Annotated in this window: 24 protein-coding genes; 10 read left to right on the top strand and 14 right to left on the bottom strand. The window is 68.8% G+C overall.

What is annotated here, in order from left to right:
• Positions 1-36 precede the first annotated feature (36 nt).
• From OHA10_RS18980 to OHA10_RS18970, 3 genes are all read right to left on the bottom strand, one after another.
• Positions 37-831, bottom strand: a complete 795-nt coding sequence (locus OHA10_RS18980; protein WP_371407559.1) for a DUF4097 domain-containing protein — start codon at positions 829-831, stop codon at positions 37-39.
• 112 nt (positions 832-943) lie between these two features.
• Positions 944-2,215: a CpaE family protein gene (locus tag OHA10_RS18975; protein ID WP_371407558.1), complete on the bottom strand. Its 1,272-nt coding sequence runs from the start codon at positions 2,213-2,215 to the stop codon at positions 944-946.
• Positions 2,215-2,874 carry a hypothetical protein gene (locus OHA10_RS18970; protein ID WP_371407557.1) on the bottom strand — a complete coding sequence of 220 codons (660 nt, stop codon included), beginning with the start codon at positions 2,872-2,874 and terminating at the stop codon, positions 2,215-2,217. The genes OHA10_RS18975 and OHA10_RS18970 overlap by 1 nt, the downstream gene beginning before the upstream one ends.
• Positions 2,875-3,042: 168 nt before the next feature.
• Between OHA10_RS18970 and OHA10_RS18965 the strand changes: the two genes are divergently transcribed.
• Positions 3,043-3,291 carry a helix-turn-helix domain-containing protein gene (locus tag OHA10_RS18965; protein WP_371407556.1) on the top strand — a complete coding sequence of 83 codons (249 nt, stop codon included), beginning with the start codon at positions 3,043-3,045 and terminating at the stop codon, positions 3,289-3,291.
• A gap of 60 nt (positions 3,292-3,351) precedes the next feature.
• Here OHA10_RS18965 and OHA10_RS18960 read toward each other — a convergent pair whose 3' ends face one another.
• Positions 3,352-3,897, bottom strand: a complete 546-nt coding sequence (locus tag OHA10_RS18960) for a hypothetical protein (RefSeq protein WP_371407555.1) — start codon at positions 3,895-3,897, stop codon at positions 3,352-3,354.
• Between the two features lie 178 nt (positions 3,898-4,075).
• Here OHA10_RS18960 and OHA10_RS18955 point away from each other — a divergent pair, with 178 nt between their 5' ends.
• The 5 genes from OHA10_RS18955 to OHA10_RS18935 all read left to right on the top strand — a co-directional run bounded on the left by OHA10_RS18955 (position 4,076) and on the right by OHA10_RS18935 (position 9,029).
• The gene (locus OHA10_RS18955) at positions 4,076-5,218 is read left to right on the top strand and encodes a LysM peptidoglycan-binding domain-containing protein (RefSeq protein ID WP_371407554.1); all 1,143 of its coding nucleotides are present in this window, start codon (positions 4,076-4,078) and stop codon (positions 5,216-5,218) included.
• 1 nt (position 5,219) lies between these two features.
• Positions 5,220-6,083, top strand: a complete 864-nt coding sequence (locus OHA10_RS18950; protein WP_371407553.1) for an Rv3235 family protein — start codon at positions 5,220-5,222, stop codon at positions 6,081-6,083.
• Between the two features lie 177 nt (positions 6,084-6,260).
• Positions 6,261-7,220: a VanW family protein gene (locus OHA10_RS18945; RefSeq protein WP_371407552.1), complete on the top strand. Its 960-nt coding sequence runs from the start codon at positions 6,261-6,263 to the stop codon at positions 7,218-7,220.
• 37 nt (positions 7,221-7,257) lie between these two features.
• On the top strand, positions 7,258-7,965 hold the full coding sequence (locus OHA10_RS18940; protein ID WP_371407551.1) for a helix-turn-helix domain-containing protein: 708 nt from the start codon (positions 7,258-7,260) through the stop codon (positions 7,963-7,965).
• An 11-nt stretch (positions 7,966-7,976) separates the two neighbouring features.
• Positions 7,977-9,029, top strand: a complete 1,053-nt coding sequence (locus OHA10_RS18935; protein ID WP_371407550.1) for an aminoglycoside phosphotransferase — start codon at positions 7,977-7,979, stop codon at positions 9,027-9,029.
• Here OHA10_RS18935 and OHA10_RS18930 read toward each other — a convergent pair.
• The 10 genes from OHA10_RS18930 to OHA10_RS18885 form a co-directional block, all read right to left on the bottom strand.
• On the bottom strand, positions 9,010-10,908 hold the full coding sequence (locus tag OHA10_RS18930; protein WP_371407549.1) for a hypothetical protein: 1,899 nt from the start codon (positions 10,906-10,908) through the stop codon (positions 9,010-9,012). The genes OHA10_RS18935 and OHA10_RS18930 overlap by 20 nt on opposite strands.
• Positions 10,905-11,924 (bottom strand): glycosidase, encoded by a 1,020-nt coding sequence (locus OHA10_RS18925; RefSeq protein WP_371407548.1) that lies wholly within the window; start codon positions 11,922-11,924, stop codon positions 10,905-10,907. The genes OHA10_RS18930 and OHA10_RS18925 overlap by 4 nt, the downstream gene beginning before the upstream one ends.
• A 50-nt stretch (positions 11,925-11,974) precedes the next feature.
• Positions 11,975-12,793, bottom strand: coding sequence for a carbohydrate ABC transporter permease (locus tag OHA10_RS18920; protein ID WP_371407547.1), 819 nt, complete (start codon positions 12,791-12,793; stop codon positions 11,975-11,977).
• A complete protein-coding gene (locus tag OHA10_RS18915) occupies positions 12,793-13,689 on the bottom strand; it encodes a carbohydrate ABC transporter permease (RefSeq protein ID WP_371407546.1) in 897 nt (298 codons plus the stop codon). The genes OHA10_RS18920 and OHA10_RS18915 overlap by 1 nt, the downstream gene beginning before the upstream one ends.
• Positions 13,686-14,975, bottom strand: a complete 1,290-nt coding sequence (locus OHA10_RS18910) for an extracellular solute-binding protein (RefSeq protein WP_371407545.1) — start codon at positions 14,973-14,975, stop codon at positions 13,686-13,688. The genes OHA10_RS18915 and OHA10_RS18910 overlap by 4 nt, the downstream gene beginning before the upstream one ends.
• 15 nt (positions 14,976-14,990) lie before the next feature.
• On the bottom strand, positions 14,991-16,010 hold the full coding sequence (locus tag OHA10_RS18905) for a LacI family DNA-binding transcriptional regulator (RefSeq protein WP_371407544.1): 1,020 nt from the start codon (positions 16,008-16,010) through the stop codon (positions 14,991-14,993).
• A gap of 69 nt (positions 16,011-16,079) precedes the next feature.
• On the bottom strand, positions 16,080-19,127 hold the full coding sequence (locus OHA10_RS18900) for an AAA family ATPase (protein WP_371407543.1): 3,048 nt from the start codon (positions 19,125-19,127) through the stop codon (positions 16,080-16,082).
• A gap of 33 nt (positions 19,128-19,160) precedes the next feature.
• Complete coding sequence (locus OHA10_RS18895; RefSeq protein WP_371407542.1) at positions 19,161-20,261, bottom strand: NAD(P)/FAD-dependent oxidoreductase; 1,101 nt, start codon at positions 20,259-20,261, stop codon at positions 19,161-19,163.
• Positions 20,258-21,448 (bottom strand): NAD(P)-binding domain-containing protein, encoded by a 1,191-nt coding sequence (locus OHA10_RS18890; RefSeq protein ID WP_371407541.1) that lies wholly within the window; start codon positions 21,446-21,448, stop codon positions 20,258-20,260. Before OHA10_RS18890 ends, OHA10_RS18895 begins: the two co-directional genes overlap by 4 nt.
• A gap of 30 nt (positions 21,449-21,478) precedes the next feature.
• Entirely contained in the window at positions 21,479-22,051 is a 573-nt protein-coding gene (locus OHA10_RS18885) for an OsmC family protein (RefSeq protein ID WP_371407540.1), read from the bottom strand.
• Positions 22,052-22,331: 280 nt separating this feature from the next.
• Between OHA10_RS18885 and OHA10_RS18880 the strand changes: the two genes are divergently transcribed.
• Genes OHA10_RS18880 through OHA10_RS18865 form a run of 4 tightly spaced genes read left to right on the top strand, consistent with a single transcriptional unit; the run spans position 22,332 to position 26,210 of the window.
• Positions 22,332-23,135, top strand: a complete 804-nt coding sequence (locus OHA10_RS18880; RefSeq protein WP_371407539.1) for an endo alpha-1,4 polygalactosaminidase — start codon at positions 22,332-22,334, stop codon at positions 23,133-23,135.
• Between the two features lie 29 nt (positions 23,136-23,164).
• The gene (locus tag OHA10_RS18875) at positions 23,165-24,469 is read left to right on the top strand and encodes an ABC transporter substrate-binding protein (protein ID WP_371407538.1); all 1,305 of its coding nucleotides are present in this window, start codon (positions 23,165-23,167) and stop codon (positions 24,467-24,469) included.
• The gene (locus OHA10_RS18870) at positions 24,469-25,395 is read left to right on the top strand and encodes a carbohydrate ABC transporter permease (protein ID WP_371407537.1); all 927 of its coding nucleotides are present in this window, start codon (positions 24,469-24,471) and stop codon (positions 25,393-25,395) included. The genes OHA10_RS18875 and OHA10_RS18870 overlap by 1 nt, the downstream gene beginning before the upstream one ends.
• On the top strand, positions 25,392-26,210 hold the full coding sequence (locus OHA10_RS18865; RefSeq protein ID WP_371407535.1) for a carbohydrate ABC transporter permease: 819 nt from the start codon (positions 25,392-25,394) through the stop codon (positions 26,208-26,210). The genes OHA10_RS18870 and OHA10_RS18865 overlap by 4 nt, the downstream gene beginning before the upstream one ends.
• Positions 26,211-26,274 lie beyond the last annotated feature (64 nt).

Genomic DNA, 26,274 nt, shown 5'->3' with positions numbered 1-26,274 from the left:
CATCACGCTTCCGGGCCCGGCCCTCACTCCCCGTGGTCAGTGGCTGTACTCGATGGTGACGTCGCCGGAGGAGGTCTTGGCCTGGATGGTGCGGGTGGCGTTCGGGTCGATCTTCACGTTGGCGGATTCGTCGCCGGACGAGGTCTGCGTGTCGACCTTGTACGACTCGTCGCCGGAAGGGATCCGGATCGAGACGTCGCCCGAGCTCGACTTCGCTTCGACCGACTGCGGCGCAACGGAGAAGTCCAGTGAGGCGCTGCCGGAACTGCTGTGGGTGATCACCGACGTCGCGGTCAGAGCGTCGGCCTCCACATCGCCCGAGCTCGACTCGAGCTGCAGCGGCCCGCCGACGTCGTGCACCTCGATATCGCCCGAGCTGGTCTTCACCTCTACCCCGCCGGCGAACCCGGAGACCTTCACGTTCCCACTGCTGCTCTCGACCGTGAGCTTCAGATCCCGCGGCACCGTCAGGACATAGCTGGTCTTGCACCCGAACGACAGGAATCCGCACCCGCCGCTGTTCAGCTCGAGCTTGCCCTGGTCCTCGTGGTACTTCTCCTTCGGGTCCGAGCCGAACACGTTCCGCTCGAACTGCCGATCGACCTTCACCTCGGTCCCGTCACCGGGCCGTACTTCGACCTCCGCGGCCCCGCCCTTCACCAGCAGCGAGTCGCCCTGCACGGTGTAGCTCTCCTGGCTGTTCTTGGTGCCCTCGGTCAGCCCGGTGAGCGCCCAGTACGCGCCGCCGAGGATGAGGGCGACGGAGATGGCAATCCCGTACCGGCGGTTCGTGCTCATCGAGCTCGACGGCCGGCCCTGGACATCGGACATGACGCTCCTTGCGGGTCGAAGTACTGCCAACCCTGGCACATCGTCGGCAGGCTGTCGGCGGGGTTATCCCCTGGTTCCCCACCGATCCGACCCTGACTTCCGGGGCGCCGGCTCAGGCGGGCACCAGCTCCTTGACGACCGTGGTGGCGAGTTGCTGGAACGACTTGCGGAGCTTGCTGGACTTGGCGGCCTCCGCGAGGCTCCGGCCGTGGGACATGGCGGCGTCAACCGCGCTCAAGTCGTACGGCAGGAGGGCGGCCGGCTCGATCCCGGCGTACTGACCGAGGGCCTCCGCGGCGGCGTCGCCCGGTGAGCCGCCGAGCGCGCCGGAGCGCAGCCGGTTCACCACGACGCGGACATTCGTCGACGGTACGACGGCGCGGACCTCGTGCACCGCGCGGATCAGCCGCGTCAGGCCGACCGGATCCGCCGTACCGACGATCATCACCTCGTCGGCCTGCTCCAGCGTCGCGACGGTCGCGCCGTTGCGTCGCGGGGCAAGCGAGTCGAACGAGATCTCCTCGTCGGTCTCGATGCAGAACCCGACATCCACCACCGTGACCGGCGCCAGCTCCCGCGCGGTCGACCAGATCGCCTCGATCGCCGCGGGCCGCAGCTCCGTCCACCGGTCGGCTCGGCTGAGCCCGGTCAGCACCAGCATGTGCTGCGCGACCTGCCGCGCGTGCTTCGCGAGCGTGATCATGTCGAGCGAACCGTTCGACGCCGACCGAGCCGCGGCGGCCAGGCCGGAGGTCTCGTCGAGCATCCCGAGCATCTGCGCCACGGTCCCGCCGTACACATCCGCGTCGGCGAGCAGGGTCGGCACGCCCTTCACGGCCAGCTCGGACGCGAGGTTGACCGCGACCGTCGTCCGGCCTGGCGCGCCGGTCGGGCCCCAGACGGCGATCAGCCGACCGGCGCCCTGGGAGTACGGCGGGGGTTCGTAGTTGGCGGCTGTTTCCGGGGTGAGCGGCACGAATCCGCCGGCGAAGTGAGCGGTCGAGATCTCCGGGCCGGACTCGACGGCTTCGGTGACCGCGCGCCCGAGGTCGGTCGGGCTGACGTCGGCGGGCAGGATCCGCTCGATGCCCATCCGGCTGAGCCGGTCTTCCGGGCCGAAGGGTGCGCCGTTCTCCGTTGGGTCGACCAGGGCGAGCACGGCGATTCCGCGCGCGTGGAGCGCGGCGACCGCGTCGGACGAGAGGCGGGCCAAGGCGTCGGCCAGCAGCACGGCGCGGGCCTGACCGCTTGCGGCGGCAGCCATCACGTCAGCGATGTCGACGCAGCGCCGTACGACCTTGATCCCGGGAGCGCGCTCGGTCCGCTGGACGACATCGGCCTCCCAGGGCGCGCCGGTGACGGCGAGCAGGACCGGGATCGACATCAGCCGGCCTTCCGGACCAGGGTCGGCTCACCGGCGCCGATCGCGGTCAGCGCGGCCGGGATGCGGGGCAGGTCGGCCGAGGTGAGCCCGATCAGGACCTGGCGGCGGGCCGTGCTGCCGGCGACGCCCTTGACCGAATCGATCTGCAGCACGCGGACGCTGCTCCACAGCGGTCTCGCCGGCTGGCCTTCTTCCTTCGGGACCACCCAGACGTCGACGATGTCGCCGACCGCGGTGTCGGACGGCAGGCGGCCGGTCGCGACCGAGAGCGGGAGCTCGGTGCGATCCTGGTCGGACTTGGCGACCGCCGCGTCCTTCGGCAGGAACTCGCCCTGGTCGATCGGGCGGCCGACGACCAGGCCCTTCACACTCGCATCGGCAGCGAGGTATCGCTCGGCATCGTTGGTGCTGGTAAAGCGGACGCGGACCGTGGTCAGGTCGTCGTCGGTCAGCGGGACGCCGACCTTCAGGTCGTGCTTGGCGGCCCAGATCGTGGTGGTGTCGTCGGCGGAGGAGAGCAGCTTGGCGCCGGCCAGCGCGGTGACGGCGACGAGCAGCACGCCGAGGACGAGGCGGCCGTCCTTCCAGCGGGCCTTGCGGTTGCGCTGGGCCGGCGCGGACGGCGCCCCGAATCCGCTTCGCACGGCTGTCTCGACCACGTCGTCTCCCCAGTCATTCGATCGTTCTCGGGCGACATTCTGCCTGGTTCCCGATCACGGCGTGAACGGTCATCCACAGGCAGTCACAGGCTGGGGACAAACCCGGCCATCCATCCGCCAACCGTGGCAAACTGAAACAACCAGCCTCTATGTGAAGGAGTCCGACGGATGCCGGGTCCCCGCTTCCTCCAGCTCGCCGACGTCGCCGAGGTCCTCAACATCTCCGCCAACCAGGTCTACGCCCTGGTCCGCCGCGGCGACATCCCCGCCGTGAAGATCGGCGGCCGCGGCCAGTGGCGAGTCGAAGCAACCGAGCTGGAGAAGTACATCGAGCGCCTCTACACCGAAACCAAAGACTTCATCAACACCCACCCCTTCGGCGAAGAAGCCGAAACCACAGAGGACGCCCAGCTCTAACTCCCCCTCTGCCCGGCGAGCTGGCGCCGGCGCGGACGAATGGGTTGGAGGAGGCGGGAGCTACCGCCGGCGGAGGGCTTGGAGGGATTGGGTGGGGACGAGGCGGACGTTGTGGACCTCGGAGCGGCGGCGGGGGGCGTCGAGGGGGTGTTCGGCGAGTTCGAGGAAGTCGGCGCCGACGCGGTCGATGGTGCCGGTGACGGGGCCGCTGCCGGTGCAGAACAGCGTGACCGGTGAGCGGTCGCGGGCGATTCCCCGGAGTAGATGCGCGAGGCCGAGCTTGCCTTCGACGGCGCCGGCCGGTTCGGCCCACGGCCCCAGCCCGTGTACGGCGACCAGCGCGGTGACCGGGATCAGCCACTCCTCGTAGCGCTCGGTCTCGATCAGCAGGCAGTCCTTCCCGACCCGGCTGAGCATGCCGCGGACCGGCTCGGCGTCGTTCAGTTCGACGCGTACGACGGTGTTCACCGCGCCGCGGAGCCGGTCGAGGACGGTGATCTTCCCGACCTCGGTGCGGATCCGGTCGGCCACTTCGCCGTACAGATCTGAGTCCTGGAGCGCCTCGAACTGCGACTCCAGGTCCGCGAACAACGCATCCCACCGCATGACCGTGAACCTACCGGTCGCGGGTGCCGCGGCGACGGTCGGTCGTCACTCTCTGCACCGGAAACCGACGCTGTGTGCGTTAAGGACTTGCAAAGCTCGACTAGAACCGGTCTATAGTGGTCAAGCCAAAGCAAACTAACGCAAACTCATAGATCGGAAGCGAAGCGGGATGAACGCGATGATCCGAGGGCTGAAAGGCACGCTCGCGTTGCTGGCGTTGGTCGCCGTCGGCCTGCTGCTGCGGTGGATGACCGCCGGGTCGATCAGCGGCGCCCGGACGTACGACCTGGACTCGCTGACCGTGCTCGCCGTCGGGACGGTCGCGTGGATCGCCTACGTGTGGTTGGTGCTGGCCGTCGTCACGACGGTGCTGGAGCAGATCCCCGGCGTGGTCGGGGAGCTCGCCGGGGCCGTCGCCGGACGGATCACGACGAAGACAGCCCGCGCCCTACTCCGCTCCGGCCTCGGCGTCGCCGCCGTCACTCCCCTCACCGTCACCGCCGCCCAAGCCGCCCCCACCCACAGCACCCAAGTCCTCCAGTGGACCCAATCCGAACGCCCCTCCGCCATCTCCCTCACCGACTCCAACTGGCGCCCCACGGAGCCCGCCTCCAAGCTCCAACTCGGCACCACCAACACGCACCGGGTAGCAACCCAGCCACCGGTCACCGAGGCCCGGCAGGAGTCCGTCACCGCGAAGTCCGAGCAGGAGTCGGCCGACAGTTGGCGCTCTACGGAGCCCGCGTCCCGGGTGCAGATCGGCGGCGCCGACGTACAGCGGACGGCTGACGCGCAGCCGACGGCCATCGAGAACCAGCAGGTCTCCGAAAGCTCCAAGTCCCAGCAGGAGTCGGCCGATAGTTGGCGTTCGACGGAGCCTGCGTCCAAGGTGCGGATTGGTGGCGCGGACGCGCGTCGGGCGGACGCGGGGCTGTCGGCCGCCGAGTCACGGCAGAACACCGCCGGCACCACGTCCGGGCAGGACGTCGGCGACGGCTCTGGGCGTCCTTCGGCTGGGGAGCGGATGCGAGTGGGGGTGCCGGATCGGCCTGCTGATGGGGCTCCTACTCGGTACACCGAGGTGCGGGCTGGCGGGGCTGTGCGGGTCGTCGTACGGGGAGGGGACTCGTTGTGGGGTCTTGCTGCCCGCGAGCTGGGGGCTGGTGCCTCGGATGAGGCGATTGCTGCGCGGTGGCCTCAGTGGTACGCCGCGAACCGGCAGGTGATCGGGGACGACCCCGACCTGATTCTTCCTGGGCAGGTACTGCGTGTGCCGCCCGCGTCTACCGGCCACCTCCCGCCCACTCATCAGGAGCCGTGACATGAGCCAGTCCCAGAACCTCGCCACCACGAACGCGACCTCAGCACCGGAACCGATGGAGGCTCTCATGGCCGTCAACCCGACCTCCGCTGCAGACGAACCCACCGCCGCCCCGGACGTGCTTGCTGCCGTGGCTCGGCCGCGCCTGCGGTCGGTGCGCGGGGAGCACGCCGTACCGGCGACGGCTCGGTACGCGGCTGAGCTGACCGATGGTGCGCTGGCGCTGCGGCTGCAGGCGATCACCCGGCTCGGGGTCGAGTCCGCACCGCGGCGGTCGTCGAGCATCACCGCACTCACCACCCACCAGCCCCAGGCCCGCAAGCTCTCCGTAGTGCCAGAGGCCGACAAGCCGGCGGCTGGGCAACCTGACGAAGCCCAGCCGCCCCACACCCCGAATCCCACCCACACCGCGGCCGCACCGCAGGTGCCGAAGGCGCGGGCCAGCGAGGTTCCAGCGCGGGGAGCCGAAGCCCGGGCCGGCGAGGTCGACGTGCGGGTGCCTGGGGTGCGGGGTGGCGAGGGGGCTCGGGTGCCGGGGGCTCGGGTTTGGGGTGGGCGGTTGGCTCAGGCTGTGTCGGAGGTGTTGGCGGGGGATCGGCCGATTTCGCAGCTGGTGCGGTTTACCGATGATGAGGTGTTCATGGAATTGAATCGGCGGGTTCGGTTGCTCGGGTTGAACACGACCGCGATGACCCGTGGCGCGAAAGAGAAGAGCAGTGTGCAGTCGGTGCGGGTGTTCATGCCGGAGCCGTTCGTTGCCGAGGTGGCTGCGCATGTACGGCGGGGTGAGCGCTCGCGGGCGATCGCGCTGCGGATGGAGATCCGCCGGAACCGCTGGGTCTGCACCGCCCTGGAGATCGGCTGAGGCCGGGGAGCTGGTGCCGATCGGATCGCGTCGGATCGAACTCTTGCCACGCATGTGGCGTCATAACGAGCGCAATCGGATCGTGCGGTTGCTGTCATCTGAATGGGCTCGCGGCCGCGTACGGTAACCGAGGTCGGTCGTGGGGCCGGCCAGCTCGTTCGGGGGAATTTCGGGGGAATGATGTCCGAGACCATCATCGCCACACCACAGCGCGCACCGGAGTCAGCTGGGGCGACGCCGGGTACGCCGTGGCGGGTCGAGGTGCACGAGCTGAGTGACGCGGAGCGGGCGCGGGTGCTGCCCGCGGTGCATCATCGCCGGTGGAGCGAGCGGATGCCGCTGCTCTACCCGCTGGCGGTGCGCTACCACCGGGTCCTCAAGCGGCTCGAGTGGATCAGGTCCAGCACGCCGTACGCCGGGACCCGGCAGGCCGGCGATCTTCCGGTGCGGATCAAGCGGCACAAGTCGCTGCTGCTGCGCCAGCTCGGTGAGACCGAGATGTGGATGCAGCACAACAAGGTGACCAACCTGAAGCTTGCCTGCGCACAGGTCGACGGACTGCTGATCCGCCCGGGTGAGACGTTCTCCTTCAACAAGGTGGTCGGCAACGCGACCCGTCGCAAGGGTTACGTGAAGGGCATGCGGCTGTCGAACGGGCAGGCCCGGCCGGGGATCGGCGGCGGCATCTGCCAGCTCGCCAACCTGCTGCACTGGATGGTGCTGCACTCGCCGCTGACCGTGACGCAGCGGTCCACGCACAGTTTCGACCCGTTCCCGGACAACGGCCGGGTGCTGCCCTGGGGCGTGGGTTGCAGCATCGTCTACAACTACGTGGACCTGCAGTTCCGCAACGACACCGACCAGACCTTCCAGCTGCGGGTGGACGTCGGCGACCGCTATCTCGAGGGCGAGATCCTCGCCGATGTCGCCGCCGCGGAGTCGTATCGCGTGTTCGCCAAGGACGAGCGGTTCCTCCGCGTCGGCGCGGACTACTTCCGCCGGAACGAGATCTGGCGGACAGTGATCGACCGCCGCACCGGCGCACCGGTCCGCGACGAGCTCGTCCGCGAGAACGTTGCCCTGGTCAAGTACCTCCCGGTCGACGTACCGGTCCTCGACGTCGTCCTCCCGCGCTGAACAAGAAACTGTCGGCGGCCCGTAGCAGACTGGCGGTATGACAGTCACGGTCGAGCCGTACCGGGAGCGTCCCGCACGCGTCCCGGATGCCGACCTGTGGACGCGCACGGCCGAGGGCGGGGAGTACCGGATCCTCCCCGACGGCTGCATGGACGTCCTGCTGATCGACGGTGACCTGGTCGTCGCCGGCCCGGACAGTCACGCCTGGACGGGCAGCGCCGCGCGAGGGACGCAGTACGCCGGGATCCGGTTCGCGCCCGGCGCCGCTCCGGGCTTCCTCGGCGTACCGGCTCGCGAGCTGCTCAACGAGCGCGTCCCGCTGGCCGACCTGTGGTCGCCGACCCGGAGCAGGCAGCTCCTGGACCGGATCAGATCGTCGCCCGACCCGGCCGTGGCGCTCGACGTCGAGGTGGCCAAGCTGGTCGACGAGCCGCCGGACCGGCTGATCGGTTACGTACTGCGCACCGTCCGCGGCGGACTGCTCCGCGGCAGCGCCGGCGTCTCCAAGCTCGCAGAGACGATCGGGCTGAGCGAGCGCCAACTGCACCGACGCTGCCTGGACGCGTTCGGGTACGGACCGAAGATGCTCGACCGCGTGCTCTGGATGAACGTCGCCCTCGACCATGCCCGCACCGGCCTGGCCCTCGCCGACGTCGCCACACTCACCGGGTACGCCGACCAGGCCCACTTCACCCGCGACGTCAAAGCGCTGACCGGTCTACCACCTAAGACGCTGCTGGGCTGAGCCACCGCCGCATGTCAGCATTGCTCTTCATGACCGGTCACCCGGAAGTCGGTACGGCGACTCTGCGGCACAACCCGCTCAATGCGGTGACGGCGACCGTCGAGCGCATCACGTACGCCGACGGCCGCACCGCCGTACGCAAGCAGCTCCAGAGCCCGGCCGACTCGACCGGTCCGTGGGCTGCGTCGACCGACCCGCGGCACTGGAACTACTGGCGCCGCGAACTCGAGGTGTACCAGGATGACGAGCTCCGCCAAAGGCTCGCGGACGCCGGGCTGGTGCTGCCCGAGGCGCAGGTCGAGGAGTGGCCGGACGGCGCCGTACTGCTGATGGAAGACATCGGTGGCACGTCGGGCACCCAGTTCAGCCTCGCCGAGCACGCGGCGCTCACTCGCGCCTTCGGCCGCTGGCAGGCACAACCCGCTATGAACCGGCCGTGGACGTCGACAGGATTCCTGCGCGACTACTCGACGACCCGCGAAGTGCCCTGGCAGGTGCTGACCGACGACGCGGCCTGGCAGCAGCCGCTCATCCGCGAGACCTGGCCGAGTCAGCTGCGCCAGGCCTGGACCCAGCTGATGGTTGATCGCGACGCCCTGCTCGATCTCGTCGCGAGTCTCCCCCGCGCCACCTGTCACCTGGACTTCTGGGTCTCGAACGTGATCCAGCGACCGACCGGTGAGCTCGCGCTGTTCGACTGGGCGTTCACCGGTGACGGCGCGCTCGGCGAGGACATCGGCAACTACATCCCGGACGCGGTCTTCGACATGTTCTGGCCGGTCGAGCGTCTGCCCGAGCTCGCGGACACGTGTATCGCCAACTACCTCGACGGTCTGCACGAGGCGGGCTGGCTCGGTGATTCGGACCAGGTGCGGCTGGCGGTGATGGCGTCCGGAGTCAAGTACGCGTGGCTGCTGCCGGGTCTGCTCAGCCGCGCGTCCGATCCCGCTCACAACGCCTATCACCGCCAGGTCGACAGCCGGCGATTGTTCCACCAACGCGGTCAGGCGCTGATGTTCGTCGCCGACTGGTGTGCCGAAGCGCTCAGCCGAGCACGACGGTGAAACCACCGGGTACGACGAGTGCCCGCGAAGCGTTGCCCCGAGCAACTAGTTTGCCGGACGGATCGTAGCTGTACGAGTGCTTGCCGGCAACGCTCAGCACACGGGCATGCGTGTCCACACTGGCCAGCAGCACAGCGTCCCCGATCCGCAGACTGCTGACGGTCGGCAGAAGCAGCAGAGCATCCAGCTGCGCCGTGCCTTGCGACCTGACGCTGAGAGCGGTTGCTCCGGCTGGAAGTGGGTTGGCGAGCGTCAGCGGCAGGAGGGCGCCGGGTGCGGCGGAAATGCCCTGCGGGCCGCAGACGTGAGTGAGAGTGCCGAGGGTTCTGGTGCCGGCAGTCCACGTAGTGCGAGCGGGAGTCGGAGCGTCGGTGAGGTTGACCACCGGGAGGACGAGCCGCGGCTGCGGTGACGCCGGCACGGTCCAGGTCGCCGTACCGTCGAGGGAGAGGTAGGAGCCGTTGCTCCATTGGGATTCGCCGGTCCAGGCCGAGGGTGGCGTGACCACCTGACCGCCGACGGCGGATTCAGCCTCGACGATCTGCAGGCCGTCGTACGACGGAGTGCCGGTCAGGCGGGCGACGTCCGGGTGGGCGTCGAGGGCTAGCATCGAGAGCTGGCCGTGGATGCTCGATTCGGCGCCGGAGTTGCGGTTGATCGTGCCGTCACCGGAGATTCCGTCGTACGTGCGGCCGGTGCCGGCGTCGTACATCGGCTGGCCGGCGCGGTTGGCACCGAAGTACCAGGCGGCGACGAAGGCGGCAAGCTGCTTCAGCCCGACCGAGAGCACTCCCTGCAGGCGGGCGTCGACGCCGTACGCGATCTGCGTGCGATCGATCGGCACCGGCAGCCAGCCGTTGTCAGGTCCACCGGCCGTCATCAGCAATGGGGTGAAACCTGCCGTGTCGCCGATTGCGGGCGCGCGCAGCTTGGGCGCACCGAGCGCATCAGCCGCGGCAGCCAGGGCGGAGGGCATCTGGGCACCCCACGCATGCCAGTCGGAGATCGACTCGCCCCATGGCATCAGCGCACGGAACGGCCACTCGCGGGTGGACCCGGCCGCCATCGCCGCGATGCCGTTCGCGAACTGCGTCAGCGCACGCCGAGCCCGGGGTGAGCCGCCGGCCTGCACGTACGCCGACAGTCCGAGAACTGCCTCGCTGGTCGCATCCGCGCCGTTGACGATCAGCCACGCCGGGAGGCGGCGGCCGTCGACCACGTTGTACTGGCCGTAGCGGACCAGGACCTGGCGATCGAGCGCGGCGATGGCCAACTCGAGACGGTCGCGGAGGAACGCTGCGAAGGCCCGATCGGTCTTGCGGAAGACGGCGTACCCCTCCCCCAGCGCCCAGACCGTGCGAGCCAGCCAGTACGACGGGCCGGAGTCGGACGGGTCCGGGAGCTCGACGGGGTCGGCGCTCGGGTTCAGGGTGCCGTCGGGCTGCATCCACAGGACGACGTTGCCGTTCGCAGACTGCAGGAATGTGAGACTGCGCAGCAGTCCGCGGGCCGCGTCCAGCGAGGTCGTCTCATGGAACTGTTTCCAGTGCCGCAGGTAGACGACGGCGGCCCGGGCGATGTCGTCGGCGTTGAATGCACCCTGTCCATAGGTGTTCGTCGAGGCGTCATAGCTGCCCCCGCCGATGCGTTTGTACGAGCCGTCCGACTGGCGGTCGGCGTACGTCCAGAGCACGCCGACCGGCCCGCTGCCGAAGGTGGTGTGACCGGGAGTCGCCGGAGGTGTCACCGACGCACGGAGGAAGTCGAGGTGCGCGAGGTTGGAGAGCCGGCTGGAGGTTGCCGAGGCGGGCAGGGTGACGGTTGAGGCGGCGGCTACTGCGATGGCTCCGCCGATGACGGTGCGGCGGGTCGGGTTCATGGCAGACGGTCCAATCTGGCCACACCGATGGCGGCGTCGGCCATGCCGTAGAAGACGTACTGGGTGCCGTTGACCTGCTCGATCGCAGTCGGGAAGACGACGTTGCCGACCGTGCCGATCTTCTCCTCGTCGGTCTCGGGGACCATGAGGGGTTCGCTGGTGCGCGTGATGACCCGGGTGACGTCCTCGGCGTCGAGGATGAGCGCGCCGGCGGCGTAGCAGACCTTCTGGGTGGTCGGGTCGAAGCCTTCCGGCTGCTCGCCGGTGACGCCGTGGTGGATCACGAGCCAGCCCTCGGGGATCCGCAGCGGTGCCGGTCCCGCGCCGATCTTCAGCTCCTCGAAGGGGTACTCCGACATCGCGACCAGCCGGTGATCGCGCAGGTGGACGAGGTTCCGCAGGTCGGCCTCGACCGCTGCCACAGGCACGAACGAGACCCAGATCCCCGGCCGGTCATCGGTCACGCCGGCGGGCAGGTGGACGCCTTCGCCCTCACGGAACCAGCCGAGGTCCCACATCGGCCGGTGCAGCATCGCGTACGACGGTTCGCCGTCCGGGCCGGGCACGGGCTCGGGGAAGAACACCGTGTCCTTGTTCGGGAACAGGTTCAGGTCGGTGTCGAGATCCGGCTGGTACTCGAAGTGCAGCGGACCGAGCCGGCGCCACTCCCGCAGATCCGACGAGACCGCGAGGGCCGGCTTGGGGCCGAGCGGGCCGTAGGCGACGTACGTCATCACATGGAGGCCCAGTGACGGGACGAAGGTGACGCGCGGGTCCTCCACGCCGGCGTTGTTCTTGCCTCGCTCCCAACCCTCGTCGGGTGCGAGTACGACGCCCTCGCGCTCGACGCCGACCGGTACGCCGTCCTCGAGCTCGACGCGGGCCAGGCCGACACGCGAGATGTTGCCCGAAGCAACCAGCCGGGGAAGCAGGTAGAGGGCGCCGTCCGGGGTGTGGCCGGTCGCCGGGTTCAGCACGCCCTCGGCCTCGAGTTCGTTGCCCGGTTCGGCGGTCATGAGCACGCCGACACGAGTGAGGGTGTAGGGAACAGTCACGAGAAGCCTTTCTAGCCTTTGACGCCGGACGACAGGTTCGTCGAGATGAACCGGCGCTGGAAGATGATGAACAAGGTGACCGCCGGCGCCGCGAGCACACACGCCCCGGCGAGCACCGCACCGAACGGGTTGGCCGCCCGTGCGGACACCGTGGTCAGGTAGTTGGACAGCGAAACCGCCAACGGCTGCAGGTCCTGCTGCTTGGTGATCAGGAACGGCCAGAGGAACTCGTTCCACGGCCCGATGAACGTCAGCAGTACGCCGGTCAACAGCGCCGGCCGCACCAGCGGTACGGCGACGCGCCACAGGATGCTGAGCTCGGATGCGCCGTCGATGCGGGCCGCGTCGAACAGCTCGGCCGGCAACTGCAGGAAGTACTGCCGGAACACGAACACCGCGGTCGAGTTGATCAGGAACGGCAGGATCATGCCGAGGTAGGAATCAGCGAGTCCGTAGCTGCGCACGATCAGCACATACAGAGGAATCGTCAGCAGCTGGAACGGCACGACCTGGATGAGCAGCATCAGGTTGAACACCAGCCCGCGGCCGCGGAATTGCAGCCGCGCCAGCGCGTAGCCGGCCAGCACGCCGAAGACCAGCGTCCCGAGGATCACGCCGCCGGTGAAGATGCCGGAGTTGATCAAGGACCGGCCGAGATGGATCGACTTGTTGATCTCACTGTAGTTGTGCAGCGTGAGGTTGCCGGGGTTCGGCAGCGCACCGGCCACGGACGGGTCCGGCTCGGTCTGCAACGAGCCGATCAGCATGTAGTAGAAGGGGAACAGGAACACGAAGGCGCCGACCAGCAGCCCGACGAACTTGAGCTTCATCAGTCCTCCTCCCTCCCCACGAATCGTCGTTCGATGAGCGCGAGCAGCAGTACGCCGATCACCAGCAACACTCCGATCGCCGACCCGACGTCGGGATTGCCTTGCTCGATTCCGCGCTGGTACATGATCAGGACCGGTGACGCGGATGCTCCGTCCGGACCGCCGCCTCCGGTCAACAGGTACGGCTCGGTGAAGAGGTTCGCGCCGGTCACCGTCGCGAGCAACACGACCAAGGTGGTCGCCGGCCGCACACCGGGCACCGTCACGTTGAGGAACGACTTCCAACGCCCCGCGCCGTCCATCGACGCCGCTTCGTAGAGATCCTTGGACACGTTCTGCAGCGCGGCCAGATACAGCAGGATGAAGAAGCCGAGCTGTTTCCAGGTCACGTAGATGGCGACGGTCGGCATCGCGAGCTTGGAGTTCACCAGCCAGGACGGATCCGGGGCTAGTGGTCCGAGGATCGAGTTGACCAGGCCGTTGGAGTTGAACAGGAACAGCCATACTCCGACGACCGCAACGCTCGCGGTGACGTACGGAACGTAGTACGAGACCCGGAAGAACGTGCGCCAGCGGATCGCGGCGTTCAACGCGTTCGCCAGCCCGAGCGACAGGATGACGGTCAGCGGGACGTTGATCACCAGGAAGATCAGCACGTTCAGGAACGCCCGCCGTACCGCGGGATCCGACAACACTGCGACGTAGTTGTCGAATCCCACGAACGGGCGGTCCACGATCGCGCCCGGTGCGGCGAAGAAGTAGTCGTGGAAGGACATGTAGACGGCGAACCCGAGCGGATACGCGAACACCGCGGCCAGGAACACGACGTACGGCGTGACGAACGCTGTGCCGACCGGATGCTCACCCATGACTCGGGTGAGCGGTCCGCGCCTCATGACTGCTTGACGAGCTGATCGACCTTCTGTGCGGCCTCGTCCAACGCCTGACCCGGGTCCTGCTGGCCGAAGATGACCGACTTCGAGTACGCGTCGCGGAAGGTCTGCCAGATCGTGATCGAGTTCGGCACGTTCGGCACCTCGACCGTACGGGAGGCCTGGTCGGCGAACACCTTGTAGTCAGGGTTCTTCGTGAAGTAGTCCGCGTACGTGGTCGCGACGTCCTTGCGCAGCGGCATCTGCCCGGTCGCGGTGAGGAACTTGCCGTCCTGCTCCTGGCTGGTCGCGAACTTCAACACGTCCCAGGCAGTGCCACGGTTCTTACACGCCGAATACATCGCGACGTTCTTCGCATCGCTGAACGTGTGGATCTCGTTGGCCGGCTTACCCGACGAGGTCGGGACCGGGACGACACCCCAGTCGACCTTGCCCTTGTACGTCGCGATCGCCCACGGACCCACCACGGCCATCGCCGACGTCCCGTCGACGAACGCGTCACCGGTGTACTTCTCCGGCGAGGCCAGCTTGTCCTGGTACATGGTCCGCCAGAACGCAGCGACCTTCTTGCCCTCGTCCGAGGCGAACGTCGACTTCCCGTCCTCGACGAGCTGCTTGCCGCCGGACTCGGCCGCGTACAGCGGGTAGAAGTCGAACCACGACTGGTAGAACTCGTTGCTCGGCGCCGGGTAGATGGCGACCTTGGCGGCCTTCGCCGCGACCACCTTGCGCGACGTCGCGAGGAACTCGTCGTACGTCTTGAGCGGTGGGTTGGTGGTGTCGATGCCCGCCTTCGCGAACGCCTTCTTGTTGTAGAAGATCATCACCGGGTTCGACTTCCACGGCAGCTGGTAGTACTTGCCGTCGGCGGACTTGTACTGCTGCGCGACGTCTCCGGACCGGTCCTCGATATAGGACTTGCCGTCGGAGAAGGAATCGAGCGGCACCAGGCCGCCCTGCTTCTGGAACTGCGACACCGACGCCGGCGAGGTGTTGAAGATCAGGCACGGCGCGTTCCCGGCCGTGATCGCGGCACCGATGACTTCCTCGGAACTCTTCCCGGTCGGGATCTCCTGCGCGGTGACCTTCTGATCCGCATGCTGCGCGTTCCAGGCCGCGACCATCTGCTTGCCCCAGGCCACTTCCTCGGCATTGTTCGAGTACCAGATCGTGATCGGTCCGCGTGCCTTGGCCGCGGCGTCGGCGTCACCAGAGCCGCCGCCACTGTCGCCACACGCGACGAGCGAGCCGGCCATGACAACGGCCAGCAGTCCAGCTTGCAACTTCATGTTTCCTCCAGGGGACTACACGGGGGGCGATGCGGTGGAGCCGCGGACGACGAGCTGCGCGGGCGGGAGCTCGGTGTCGGGTACGTCGGCGGCGCCGTCGACGAGCTGGTTGAGGGTGAGGGCCGCGGCCTCGCCGAAGCGGTACGGGTCGGCGCGGACGGTGGTCAGACCGGGATGGACGTACTCGGCGAGCTCGCTGTCGTCGAAGCCGGCGATGCTCAGGTCGTCCGGCACGGTCAGGCCGGCGGCCTGCGCGGCACCGAGACCGGCGATCGCCATCCGGTCGTTGGCGTAGAAGATCGCGGTCGGCGGCTCCGGGAGCGCGAGCAGCCGGCGGGTGGCCTCGATTCCACCAGCGGCAGTGAAGTCGCCGGTCTCGGTCAACGGCTCGAGGCCGGCCGCGGTGAGGGACTCGACGAACGCCGTCGCCCGGGCGGTCGCGTGCACGAAGGCGGGCGGGCCGGCGACCTGGGCAATGCGGGTGTGGCCGAGTCCGACCAGGTGCTCGACGACAGCGCGGGTCCCGGGCCGGTCGTCCAGGATGACCGCCGGGAACGGCGACTCCCCGTCCGGCCGGTTCAGCGTGACGGCGGGCAGGCCGAGCTCGACCAGCAGGTCGATCCGCGGATCGTCGTGCCGGAGGTCGGAGAGGAACACCCCGTCGACCCGAGCATCTCGCGCGAGCCGCCGGTACCCGTCCTCCTCGGACTCGCCGGCCATGACGACCTGCAGCACCAGCGCCTGACCACGCGTGGACAGGACGCTCTCGACCCCGGCGATGAAGGCCGGGAAGAACGGGTCCGACGACAGCACGGCCGGATCCCGGGTGATCACCAGGCCCAGCGCGAACGCCTTCGAGACCGACAGCGAACGGGCCCGGTTGCTCGGTCGCCAGCCGAGCTCGTCGGCGGCTGCGAGGATCTTGTCGACGGTCGCCTGCGCGAGTCCGGGCCGCCCGTTGAGCGCGAACGAGACCGACCCCTTCGACACGCCGGCCCGGCGAGCCACATCCGCGATCGTCGGGCGCTTACTCACTCGAGCCTCCATTTAAACCGGTTTAAACAGAACTTAAACCGGTTTAAATCCATCCGTCAAGGGATGGGCTCAGACTGCGAGGACGGTGCTGACCGCGCCCAGTTCGCGGAGCTGACGCAGTCCCCGCGCTCGCGCCGTACGGTCCGGGGCGGTCGCCAGGACCACCGCCTGTTCGTACCGCTCGCCGAGGCGTCCCCACTCGGCGGCGGCCTCCTCCCAATGGCCGGCCAGCGTCGCCGCCCACGGGCCAGGCGCGTCGATCGGAGCTGGTACGTCGATCCCGGCGCGGCTCAGATACGCCGCCAGCTCGCCGTGCACGGATCGATGTCCGTCGGCCAGTGTGAGAGCCTGCCGTACCTCATCGGTGAGTGAACCCAGCGAGCCGTCGAGCCAGCCGAGTTCGACCTGCGCCACCGCCAGTCGCGTCGACACGAAGCTGTCGTCCGCAAACGCCTCATCGGTGAGCGAAGCCGCCAGAACCTCACCGGCCTCCGCGTCGCCGCGCCGCGCGAGCAGCCGGGCCAGGAGGCTCCGAGCGAGCGTCGCCATCGCGCCTGGTTCTCCCGGTGTGTCGAGCAGGTCCCGGAGGTCGGCGATGGCGCGGTCCCAGTTCCCGCGGCTCGCCTGTACCGCGGCCGTGGTGAGCCGCAACCGGTACTGCCCCGCGAAGAACTCCCCGTCGGCCGCGGCCCGGAGTCCGCCGGCGACGTACTTCTCCGCGTCGTCCAGCCGGCCGCTGCGATAGGCGCCGCCGGCCGCGTTCACGTAGCACCGCACCAGCGTCTCGATCCTGCTGTCCGCCCCGGCCAGCGAGATCGCGCGCTGGAGGTCCGCCTCGCCGCGTGGATCTCCCCGGGCCAGGCGGGCATCACCGAGATAGCACCTGGCCTGCGCCTCCAGCTCGGGCCGGCCGAGACGCTGCCCGATCTGCAGAGCCCGTTCGGCTGCTGCCTCGGCGCGCTCGCTGGGCTCAGCGACGATGGCGACCGTCGCCAGGTTGCTGTGGGCACGGCCCACCTCGATCAGCGCGGCCGCGAGCCGGGCATCGTCACCCAGCGGTTCCAGCACCTCGACGGCTTGGTCCGCCGCCTCCCGCGCCCGCATCGGACCGCGCGCGAACATCGCCACCCGGGCCAGCACCTGCAACGCCTCGGCCAGCAGCAGAGCATCGCCGGCCTCCGTGGCCGCCCGGACAGCCGCCTCGGCGGATTCCAGCCCGGCCGCGAACCGGTTGACGACGTACAGCGAATAGGCCCGCCGGGTGAGCAACTCGGCCGCGAGCCGTGAGGCGAGCAGGTGACGATGCCGCAGTACGACGTCCAACACGCCGACCGCCTGCCGATGCGCACCGAGCCGCGCAGCCTCGAGCGCCGCGTCCGGACCGTACTCGAGGATGACGTCGATCCGGCCGGCCCGCTCGGCGTGGTGCACCAACCGGGACGGCTCGACCTCTGGACGCCCGAGGAGTACGTCGACCACCTCTTTGTTGGCCTGGATCCGCTCCCCTGCGGTCAGCGCGGACTCGATCGCCTGCCTGGCCAGTTCGTGGCGGAAGGCAACGGTCGCGTCGGTTCCGGTCACGATCCCGGACCGCTCGACCTCGAGCAGCACGCCGGGATCGGCGAGGTTTTCGGCGAGCCATCGCTCGGTCCGGGTCGGGATGACGGACAACCGTTCGACCAATGTCCGCGCGGGAGCCGACAAGGTGCCCAGCCGCGCGAGGACGGCATCGAGGACGGTGTGCGGTACACCGGTTCCGCCGCCGGCGAGCACTTCGGTGACGAAGAACGGATTCCCTTGCGTCACGCGGTGAATCTCGACTGCCTCGCCCGGAGCCACCGCGCCCAGTCGTCGTACCGCCTCCACACTCAGCGGCGGCAAGAGCACTCGCTTGACGGACGGACCGGTCAGACTGCCGAGCAACTGCCGGAGCGGATGACCAGCGTCGATCCCGGTGTCGCGGAAGGTGAGCACCAACACCGCAGGAATGCCGGGGAACCTGCGCGCGAGGAAGCGGACCGCATCCAGCGTGGCGTCATCGGCCCAGTGGATGTCTTCGACCACCACGACCGACGGACGCCCGGAGAACATCCGCAGCAAGGCGGCCGGCAGATCGCCGGACAGCGCCGCCGCCAGCTCGGCATTGTTCTCGGCCATGTCGCGGAAAGGTCCGAGACTGCGCGGCGCCAACAGGTCGTCGCACCCGCCGACCGCCACCCGGATGGCCGGGCTCAGTCCGTCGAGGAAAGCGCGCACCAGAGCAGACTTCCCGGCGCCGGCCTCCCCCGAGACCAGTACGACCACACCGCGTCCCTCGTCGACGGCCAGATCGCACGCCGCACCGAGCTGCGCCAGCTCCGCGTCGCGCTCGACCAGATCCGTCCGGTCGGCACCCCGGGCTACTCCAGCGACAGGCGGAGAATGCGGTCCGGGATCAACGGCCAGCAGACGATCACGCAGTACGACGGCCTCAGGCCCTGGTGCGAGGCCGAGTTCGGTGTGCAGGACTCGTTCCATCCGGGCGTAGCGACGCAGCCCGTTCGTGCGATCTCCGGCGAGCACGGATTCGCGGAGGAGTTCGACGTGCGCCTCCTCGTTCGCAGCGTCCAGGGCCAGCAGCTCCTCCCACCGGCCGGCGCAGCGGAGCAGTCGCAGGACCCGGAGACGCAAGCGTTCGCGGGGTTCTTCCAGCCACGGCTCGGACAGGTCGTCGGGCAGCAGCTCACCGGCCAGCTTCAAGACCTCGGCGCAGGCTTCGGGTGCGGGCGGTTCGGCGAGAGCGTCCTCGGCGGCAGCTTCGAAGGTGGTCGCGTCGACCTCGAGCCGCGCGCCCGGGAACAGCGCGATCACCTCACCCTTCAGTACGACGGCATCCCGATCACCGAGCACGCCGCGCGCATAGTGCGCGGCCTTGTGCAGCCGGGGCAATGCGACGTCCAGCGTGAGCTCCGGCCACAGGGCGTCGACGACGCGGTCCCGGTGCAGCCGACCGTCAGGTGCCAAGGCCAGCAGTTTGACCAGCGCTGCCGCACCCCGCCGGGTCCACCGGTCCGCGGTGATCGGCGCACCGTTCACGATGACGACAAAGCCGCCCAGCAGCTGCACGCTGACCTGCACATCTCGGATCGTAGGCGTCAGCGGAATCCCCTTCTACAGCGAGAACTGTGTGACCTCGGCTTTCATCGCCGAGCTGACCTTCCGCAACAGCACCCGCACCTCGTCGAGAGTCCAGGTGTACGACGCAACCGACTCGGTCACTTCGAACAGCGCACTCGAGAGCTCATCGCGGGTCGCCTGGTACTTCGCCAGCGCCGCGGACTCGGGACCAGGCCCGGTCAATGCGTCGCTCAGCAGCTCGGCGTCGCGCAGAGCGTCGGTCATCCCGTGCGTGGTGATCGGGTCCTTGTAGTAGCCAGCGTCCCCGACCAGCGCCCAGCCCGGTCCCCACGCCTGGCGGAAGAATCCAGCCGCGCCGGCCCAGCCGTGCATCCGATCCACCGGCGTCGCCGGGATCAGCAGATCGGTCAGGCTGGGCGCCATGTCCGCGAGCAGTGTGGCGAAGGCCTGCTCGGCACCGTCGCGGCGCAGCGATCGCATCCGCGTCGGCGTGGTCGCGACGAAAACACAGGTCGCCCCGTCGGTCGTGGGCAGCAGTCCCGCGGCCCCGCCCGGTGCGTAGGCCCACTCGTAGCCGGCTGCCTGCACGCCGGCGTAGTACCGGTACAGGACGGCGCTGCGCGATCGACTCCGGCGTACGACGGGAGCGCCGGTCGCCGAAGCGACGGTCGATCGAATGCCGTCGGCGCCGATCGTGATCCCGGCGGTCAGCTCCGAACCGTCGCGCATGCGAACGCCGGCGACCCGACCGCTCTCGTCACGAAGCAGTGAGGTGACAGCCACGCCATGCCGGATCTCCGCGCCGGCCTCGGCCGCGGCATCGACGAGGACCCGATCGAGGAGTTGACGGCGCGGAGCGTAGAGAGCACGGATCGCCACCTGCTCGGGCTCGCGGTCGCGATAGTGGAACGTCGTACGCAGGATTGGCGGCGTACCTGTGAGCCGATCGAGCAATCCCCACCGCGACAGCTGCATCACGCCGGCCCGCATCAGGCCATGCGTCGACACGGTGTCGCTGCCATAGGCGGACCGCTCCAGCAGAGCGACCCGGGCGCCGGCTCGCGCCAGCAGCATCGCGGTCGACGCTCCCGCGACCCGGCCGCCTACGACCAGTACGTCGTACGGCGCGCTCATGCGGCCGGCTCCGCACTGCACGCCAGCAAGTGCTGTACGACGTACGCCGCGTCGTGACGGGCTCCGTCGATGAAGGCCGAGTCGCGTCGATGCTGGAAGCGCTGGCCGACGACGTACACCCCGGGTGCTGCCGTGATGCCGCGAACCTGCTGGATCTGACCGTCCGGACCCGTTATCGGCAACCGGAGCCAGGGGTAGTCAGGCTGGTATCCGGTGGCGACGAGCACAGCGCCGATGCCTGCACGGCGCAGATCCACACTGCTCGGGGTCGTCGGCGGCACCAGCGCAGGTGGCCGTTCCCCACGTGAGTCATCGAACGAGTCCAGCAGGCGGTACATGCGCGCATCGGCCGCGGCTGCAGTCTCGGCCAGGTCCGCCCGGAAGCGCGCCCGGCTCCCGTCCATCCTGTCCATCCCGTCGAAGCGGCCGAGCAGCCGGACGCCGTCGGCCTGTAGCGTGACCAGGTCGAGCTCGCCCGGCCGGCCGGCCAGTTGCATCGACGGCTCCCGCCGCGCGGCCGCGGGATCACGGACCTCGTCGATGGTGCGGGCCAGCCGCCCGGTCCGCTCCAGCCACCAGAAGACGTCCTTTCCGTGGTACGAGCGCGGCACCCGCGTATGCCGGCCGACCGACAGGTACACGTCGCGGCCGGCCCGGTTGAGTTCGTCGGCGATCTGTACGCCGGAAGCCGAGGCCCCGATCACCACGACACCTCCCGGCGCGAGCTGCGCCGGGTTGCGGTAGGCGGCCGCGGTGACGACCTCACGCAGCCCGGCAGGTACACGAGGCAGCCCCGGTCCGGTCGCGATGACGACGTGCCGCGCACGCCAGTTGCCTCGGTCAGTGACCACCCGATATCCACTGCGTCCTGGACCGGACAGCTCGAGCACGGTGGCACCGGAGACGACCGGCGCGTCGAACGACTGTGCATAAAGCTCCAGGTGCCGGACGAACCGGCCCGCCGGCAGGAACCCGTCGATGTCCGGCCCCTGGTAGTCCCAGTCCGGGAGGCGCATCATCCAGTTCGGTGAGAGCAGCCGCAGCGAGTCCCAGCGCGCACTGCGCCAGCTCTCGCCGATCCGGCCGCGGTCGATGACCGCATGATCGCGCCCGGCCCGGGTCAGCAGCCGGCTGACGGCGAGACCGGCATGGCCCGCGCCGATCACAACGGTGTCGATGGTGGTCATCCCGGTCCCCCTCGGCTGGTACGGCGATGGTCAGGAGCAGGTGACGTCGATCGCCACGGGCGTCGGGTTGACCAGGACGTCGTACACCGCCGACCGGCGCCGGGACTGCTCGACGATGCCGCGCAGCGTCTCCTCGTCCGCGTCGCCCTCGATCGCGAACGCGACCCGGATCTGCTCGTAGCCGTTGCGGACCGAGCCGTCGGACAGCCCGAGGATCCCGAGCAGGTCGATGTCGCCGGTGACGGTCGAGGTGACCTTCGTCAGCTCGACACCACGGGCCGCGGCGATGTTGGCGACACCGGCGGTCAGGCAGGCCGCGATCGCATGCAGCAGGTACTCCACCGGCGTCGGCCCGTGGTCCGTGCCGACCAGGACCTCAGGGTGGTCGAACTCGACCACCGTGTCGGACTTGTGCCGGAGCTCCTGCATCGCGCCGAAGAAGTCCGACGCGGTCGAGCGGCTGTGCGTCCCGGACACCCAGGTGTTGCTCGCCCGGAACTGGAACTTGGCGATCTCGTTCTGGCCCTTGACGGCGTCGATCGTCGCGAACAGGGTCGCGGTGTCGACGCCGTTGCGGCGCGGGCTCTCGGTTGCGGTGGTCATGGTCCCCTCCTCGGTGAGTGGTGTCTGCCGAGGACGCTAGGAGGGCGGCCTTCCCTGGCTCTTCCCTCACCCTTCCCATGCGCAGTGCCGCACTATCCGGCGGAATTCGCGCACTTGTTTGCAAGTTTCCCTTGACCGCACGGTCATCTCGTCGCTTAACTGTTCGGCAGTGACGCACCCAGCCGGTAGCAGGCCGAGGGCCTGAAGTCCGGTTTTCCGGCGCCAGGGTTCAGGTGAGGCCCGAGGCGGGGTCGCGTCCCCGGGACCGATGGAGCAAATCGTGTCCAGACTCTCTCGCCGTCTCCTCGCGGGAACGGCGGCCACCGCCCTGGCAGTCACAGGAATCGTCCTCACCCGGACCTCGGCCGACGCGGCCGTCACCCTGCCGCCGACGCACGCCAAGTTCGACTACCAGATCGGCGGGGCCTACACGCCGCCCGCCGGCGTCCAGGTGGTCACCCGCGACCGGACCGCCGCACCGGCGGCCGGGCTCTACAACATCTGCTACGTCAACGCCTTCCAGGTCCAGCCCGGCGAGCAAGGACAGTGGGACTCCGACCTGCTGCTCCGCGACGCCAAGGGCAGGGTCGTCATCGACCAGGACTGGGGCGAAGCGCTGCTCGACGTCCGTACGGCGGACAAGCGGAACCGGATCGCCGCCAAGGTCAACGGCTGGATCGACGGGTGTGCCGCCAAGGGGTACAAGGCGATCGAGCCGGACAACTACGACAGCTACACCCGCTCGAAGAAGCTGCTCACCGCGGCGAACGCGAAGGCGTACCTGACGCTGCTCGCCACCCACGCACACGCCAAGAACCTGGCCATCGCGCAGAAGAACACGGTCGAGCTGGCCGGTTCCCGGCAGGCGGTCGGCCTGGACTTCGCGGTCGCCGAGGAGTGCGGCCAGTACGACGAGTGCGGTGACTACGTCGATGCCTTTGGCAACAACGTGATCGTGATCGAGTACACCGACAGCGGCCGCTCGACGGCCTGCTCGCAGTACGGCGGGACGTTGACGATCGTGCAGCGCGACGTGGACGTCTCGACCCCGGGTGACCCCGGATACGTCCGTAAGACCTGCTGAATCCCTCCTCCATCGCTCTGGAGACCCTCATGCATGCTCGAAACCTGTCCCGCCGCGACGTCCTCCGGGCCGCGGCCGCCGCAACCCTCGCCGGTTCGGCCGTCGGAACGCTCGCCGCCTGCGGCAAGAACGACGACGAAGGCGCCGATGCCAACGGCGTCGTCACGCTCGACCTCTGGCACGGTCAGGTCGACACCGGGAAGGCCGCGATCGATTCGCTGATCACCGCGTTCAACAGCAGTCACCCGAAGATCAAGGTGGTCGGCGGCGGTGGCGGGGTCACCGCGGACAGCATGCTGCAGAAGGTCACCGCCGGTCTGGCGGCGGGGTCCTACCCGGATATCGCGTACATCTTCGGGTCGGACCTCGCCAGCCTGACCAAGAGCCCGAAGGTCGCCGATCTCACCGGCCAGCTCAAGATCGACGACTACTGGCCGGCCGCGAAGGACGCGGTCAGTGTGAAGGGCAAGGTCCGGGCCGCGCCGGCCCTGCTCGACTCGCTCTGCGTGGTCTACAACAAGAAGCTGTTCGCCGCGGCCGGCATACCGGCGCCGAAGGCCGGCTGGACCTGGGACGACTTCGTCGCCACGTCGAAGCAACTGACGAACCCGGCCAAGGGCATCTTCGGCACCGGCTGGCCGGGCGTCGGCGACGAGGACACGGTCTGGCGGATCTGGCCGATGATCTGGGACCTCGGCGGCGACGTCGTCAGCGGCGACGGGAAGAAGGTCGGCTTCGACTCGGTCGGCCAGAAAGCCCTGGAGACACTCGACAGACTCCGCTCGGACAAGTCCCTGTACGTCGACCCGAAGCCGGGCAGCGAGCAGCTGTACCAGGTGTTCCTCGGCGGCCGGATGGGAATGGTCGCCACCGGCCCCTGGCAGCTCCCGGAGCTGAAGGACGCCGGCCTCGACTACGGCGTCGTACCGCTGCCGTCGTACTCCGGGAAGCCGTTGACGATCTCGGGACCGGACACCTGGACGATCTTCGACAACGGCAAGGCGAAGGTGAAGGCGGCGACCGAGTTCGTCACCTGGCTGGCCGAGCCGGCGCAGGACATCCAGTGGGACATGAAGGGCGGCAGCCTGCCGATCACCAAGGCCACCGCGGACCTGCCGCAGTGGAAGAAGCATTCCACCGAGACGAACGGGCTGGACGTGTTCGTCAAGGCACTCGACACGGCAAAGGTGCGGCCGACGATCACGACGTACCCGCAGATCTCGCAGCACGTCGGCGAGGCGATCGCCGCCGTTCTGCTCGGGAAGCAGAGTCCTGCGGACGCGCTCAAACAGGCCGTTGATCAGTGCAACCAGGTGCTGGCGGTGCCGAGCTGATGGCCAGCGTGGTCGGCACGTTCACGGTCGACCCGCGGAGCCGGGCGGCCGCGAAACGGCGGGCCCGGAACGAAGGGGCGACCGGGTGGGCGTTCGTCAGTCCCTCGGTGGTGATCATCCTCGGGCTCAGCGTCGTACCGGTGTTGTGGTCGTTGCTGTTGTCGTTCCAGGTCAACGATCTGGTGTCGCCGAGCGAGTGGGTCGGGTTGGCCAACTACAAGGCGCTGCTGAAGGATCCGGCGTTCGGGTCGGCGGTCTCGCACACGCTCATCTACACGGTCCTGTACGTGCCGTTGAGCGTGATCGCGGGGTTGTCGATCGCGATCGCGCTGGATCGCAAGATCGCGTTCATCGGGCTGTACCGGACGCTGGTCTTCGTGCCGTTCGTGGTGTCGGCGGCGGCGCAGGGCGTGCTGTTCTCGTTCGTGCTCGATCCGGAGTTCGGCGTCGCGAACTCGGTGCTGCACAAGCTCGGGCTGCCTGCGCAGGGATTCTTCAGCGACCCGGGTCAGGCGCTGTACCTGCTCGTCGCGATCTCGTTGTGGAGCGGGACCGGGTTCTGCGTGATCGTCTATCTGGCCGGCCTGCAAGGAGTTTCGAGCGAGCTGGTCGAGGCGGCGCGGATCGACGGCGCCGGACGGTGGGGCGTACTGCGGCACGTCACGCTGCCCGCGTTGACGCCGGTGACGATCTTCCTACTGCTCTTCCAGACGATCAACGCGTTGCAGGTCTTCGATCTGGTCTACGTGACGACGAAGGGCGGACCGCTCGGGTCGACGACGGTGATCGTGTACTTCATCTGGGAGAAGGCGTTCAAGACGTTCACGGCCGGCTACAGCGCGGCAGCGGCGTACACGTTGGCGGTCGCGTTGCTGGTGATCGGCGTCATCTTGCAGGTCTACCGGCGGAGGGCGGCTTCCCGATGAAGCGTTTACCCTTCAGTGCTTGGCATTTCGTGCTCGCGCCGCTGGCGATCCTGTTCGCGTTGCCGTTGGTCTGGTTGCTGGTGAGCTCGGTGATGAGCAACTCCGAGATCAACCGGTTCCCGCCGGCGCTGTGGCCGCACGGGATCAACCTCGGCGGCTACCGGTACGTGCTCGGGAACGCCTTGTTCCCGCGGTGGTTCCTGAACTCGTTCATCGTCTCGGCGGTCGCGGTGACGGCGAACCTGGTCCTCGGGTCGCTCGGCGGGTACGCGTTCGCCCGGATCCGGTTCGCCGGGTCGAAGGTCGTGCTCGGGCTGATGCTGGCGACGATGGTGATCCCGTTCCAGCTGACGATGATCCCGACGTTCCTGGTGATGAAGCAGCTCGGCCTGATCGACACGCTCGGCGCGCTGATCGTGCCGTCGCTGGTCACGCCGCTGTCGGTCTTCCTGTTCCGGCAGTTCTTCGTCTCGCTGCCGCGCGAGCTCGAGGAGGCGGCGTGGATCGACGGCTGCGGACGGCTCCGCATCCTGATCTCGATCGTGCTGCCGCTGGCGCGGCCGGCGTTGAGCACGGTCGCCGTACTGACGTTCCTCGCGACATGGAACGACCTCACCTGGCCGCTGATCGCGATCAACAGCGACTCGACGTACACCCTCCAGCTCGGCCTGACCACGTTCCAGGGCCAGCACCACACCCAGTGGGCGGCCGTGATGGCCGGCAACGTCATCACGGTGCTGCCAGTACTGCTCGGTTTCCTCCTTGCCCAGAAGGCGTTCATCCGCTCTCTGGCCTCCACCGGACTCAAGGGCTGATATGACTCTACTGATGCCACGCCTCCGGCGCGGCAGGTCATGGGGCTGTGACTCCCGGCCTTCC

This window comes from Kribbella sp. NBC_00662 (assembly GCF_041430295.1).
Classification (GTDB): Bacteria; Actinomycetota; Actinomycetes; order Propionibacteriales; family Kribbellaceae; genus Kribbella.
The sequence above is the reverse complement of the archived record's forward strand: the minus strand, read 5'-3'. Positions and strand labels throughout refer to the sequence as shown.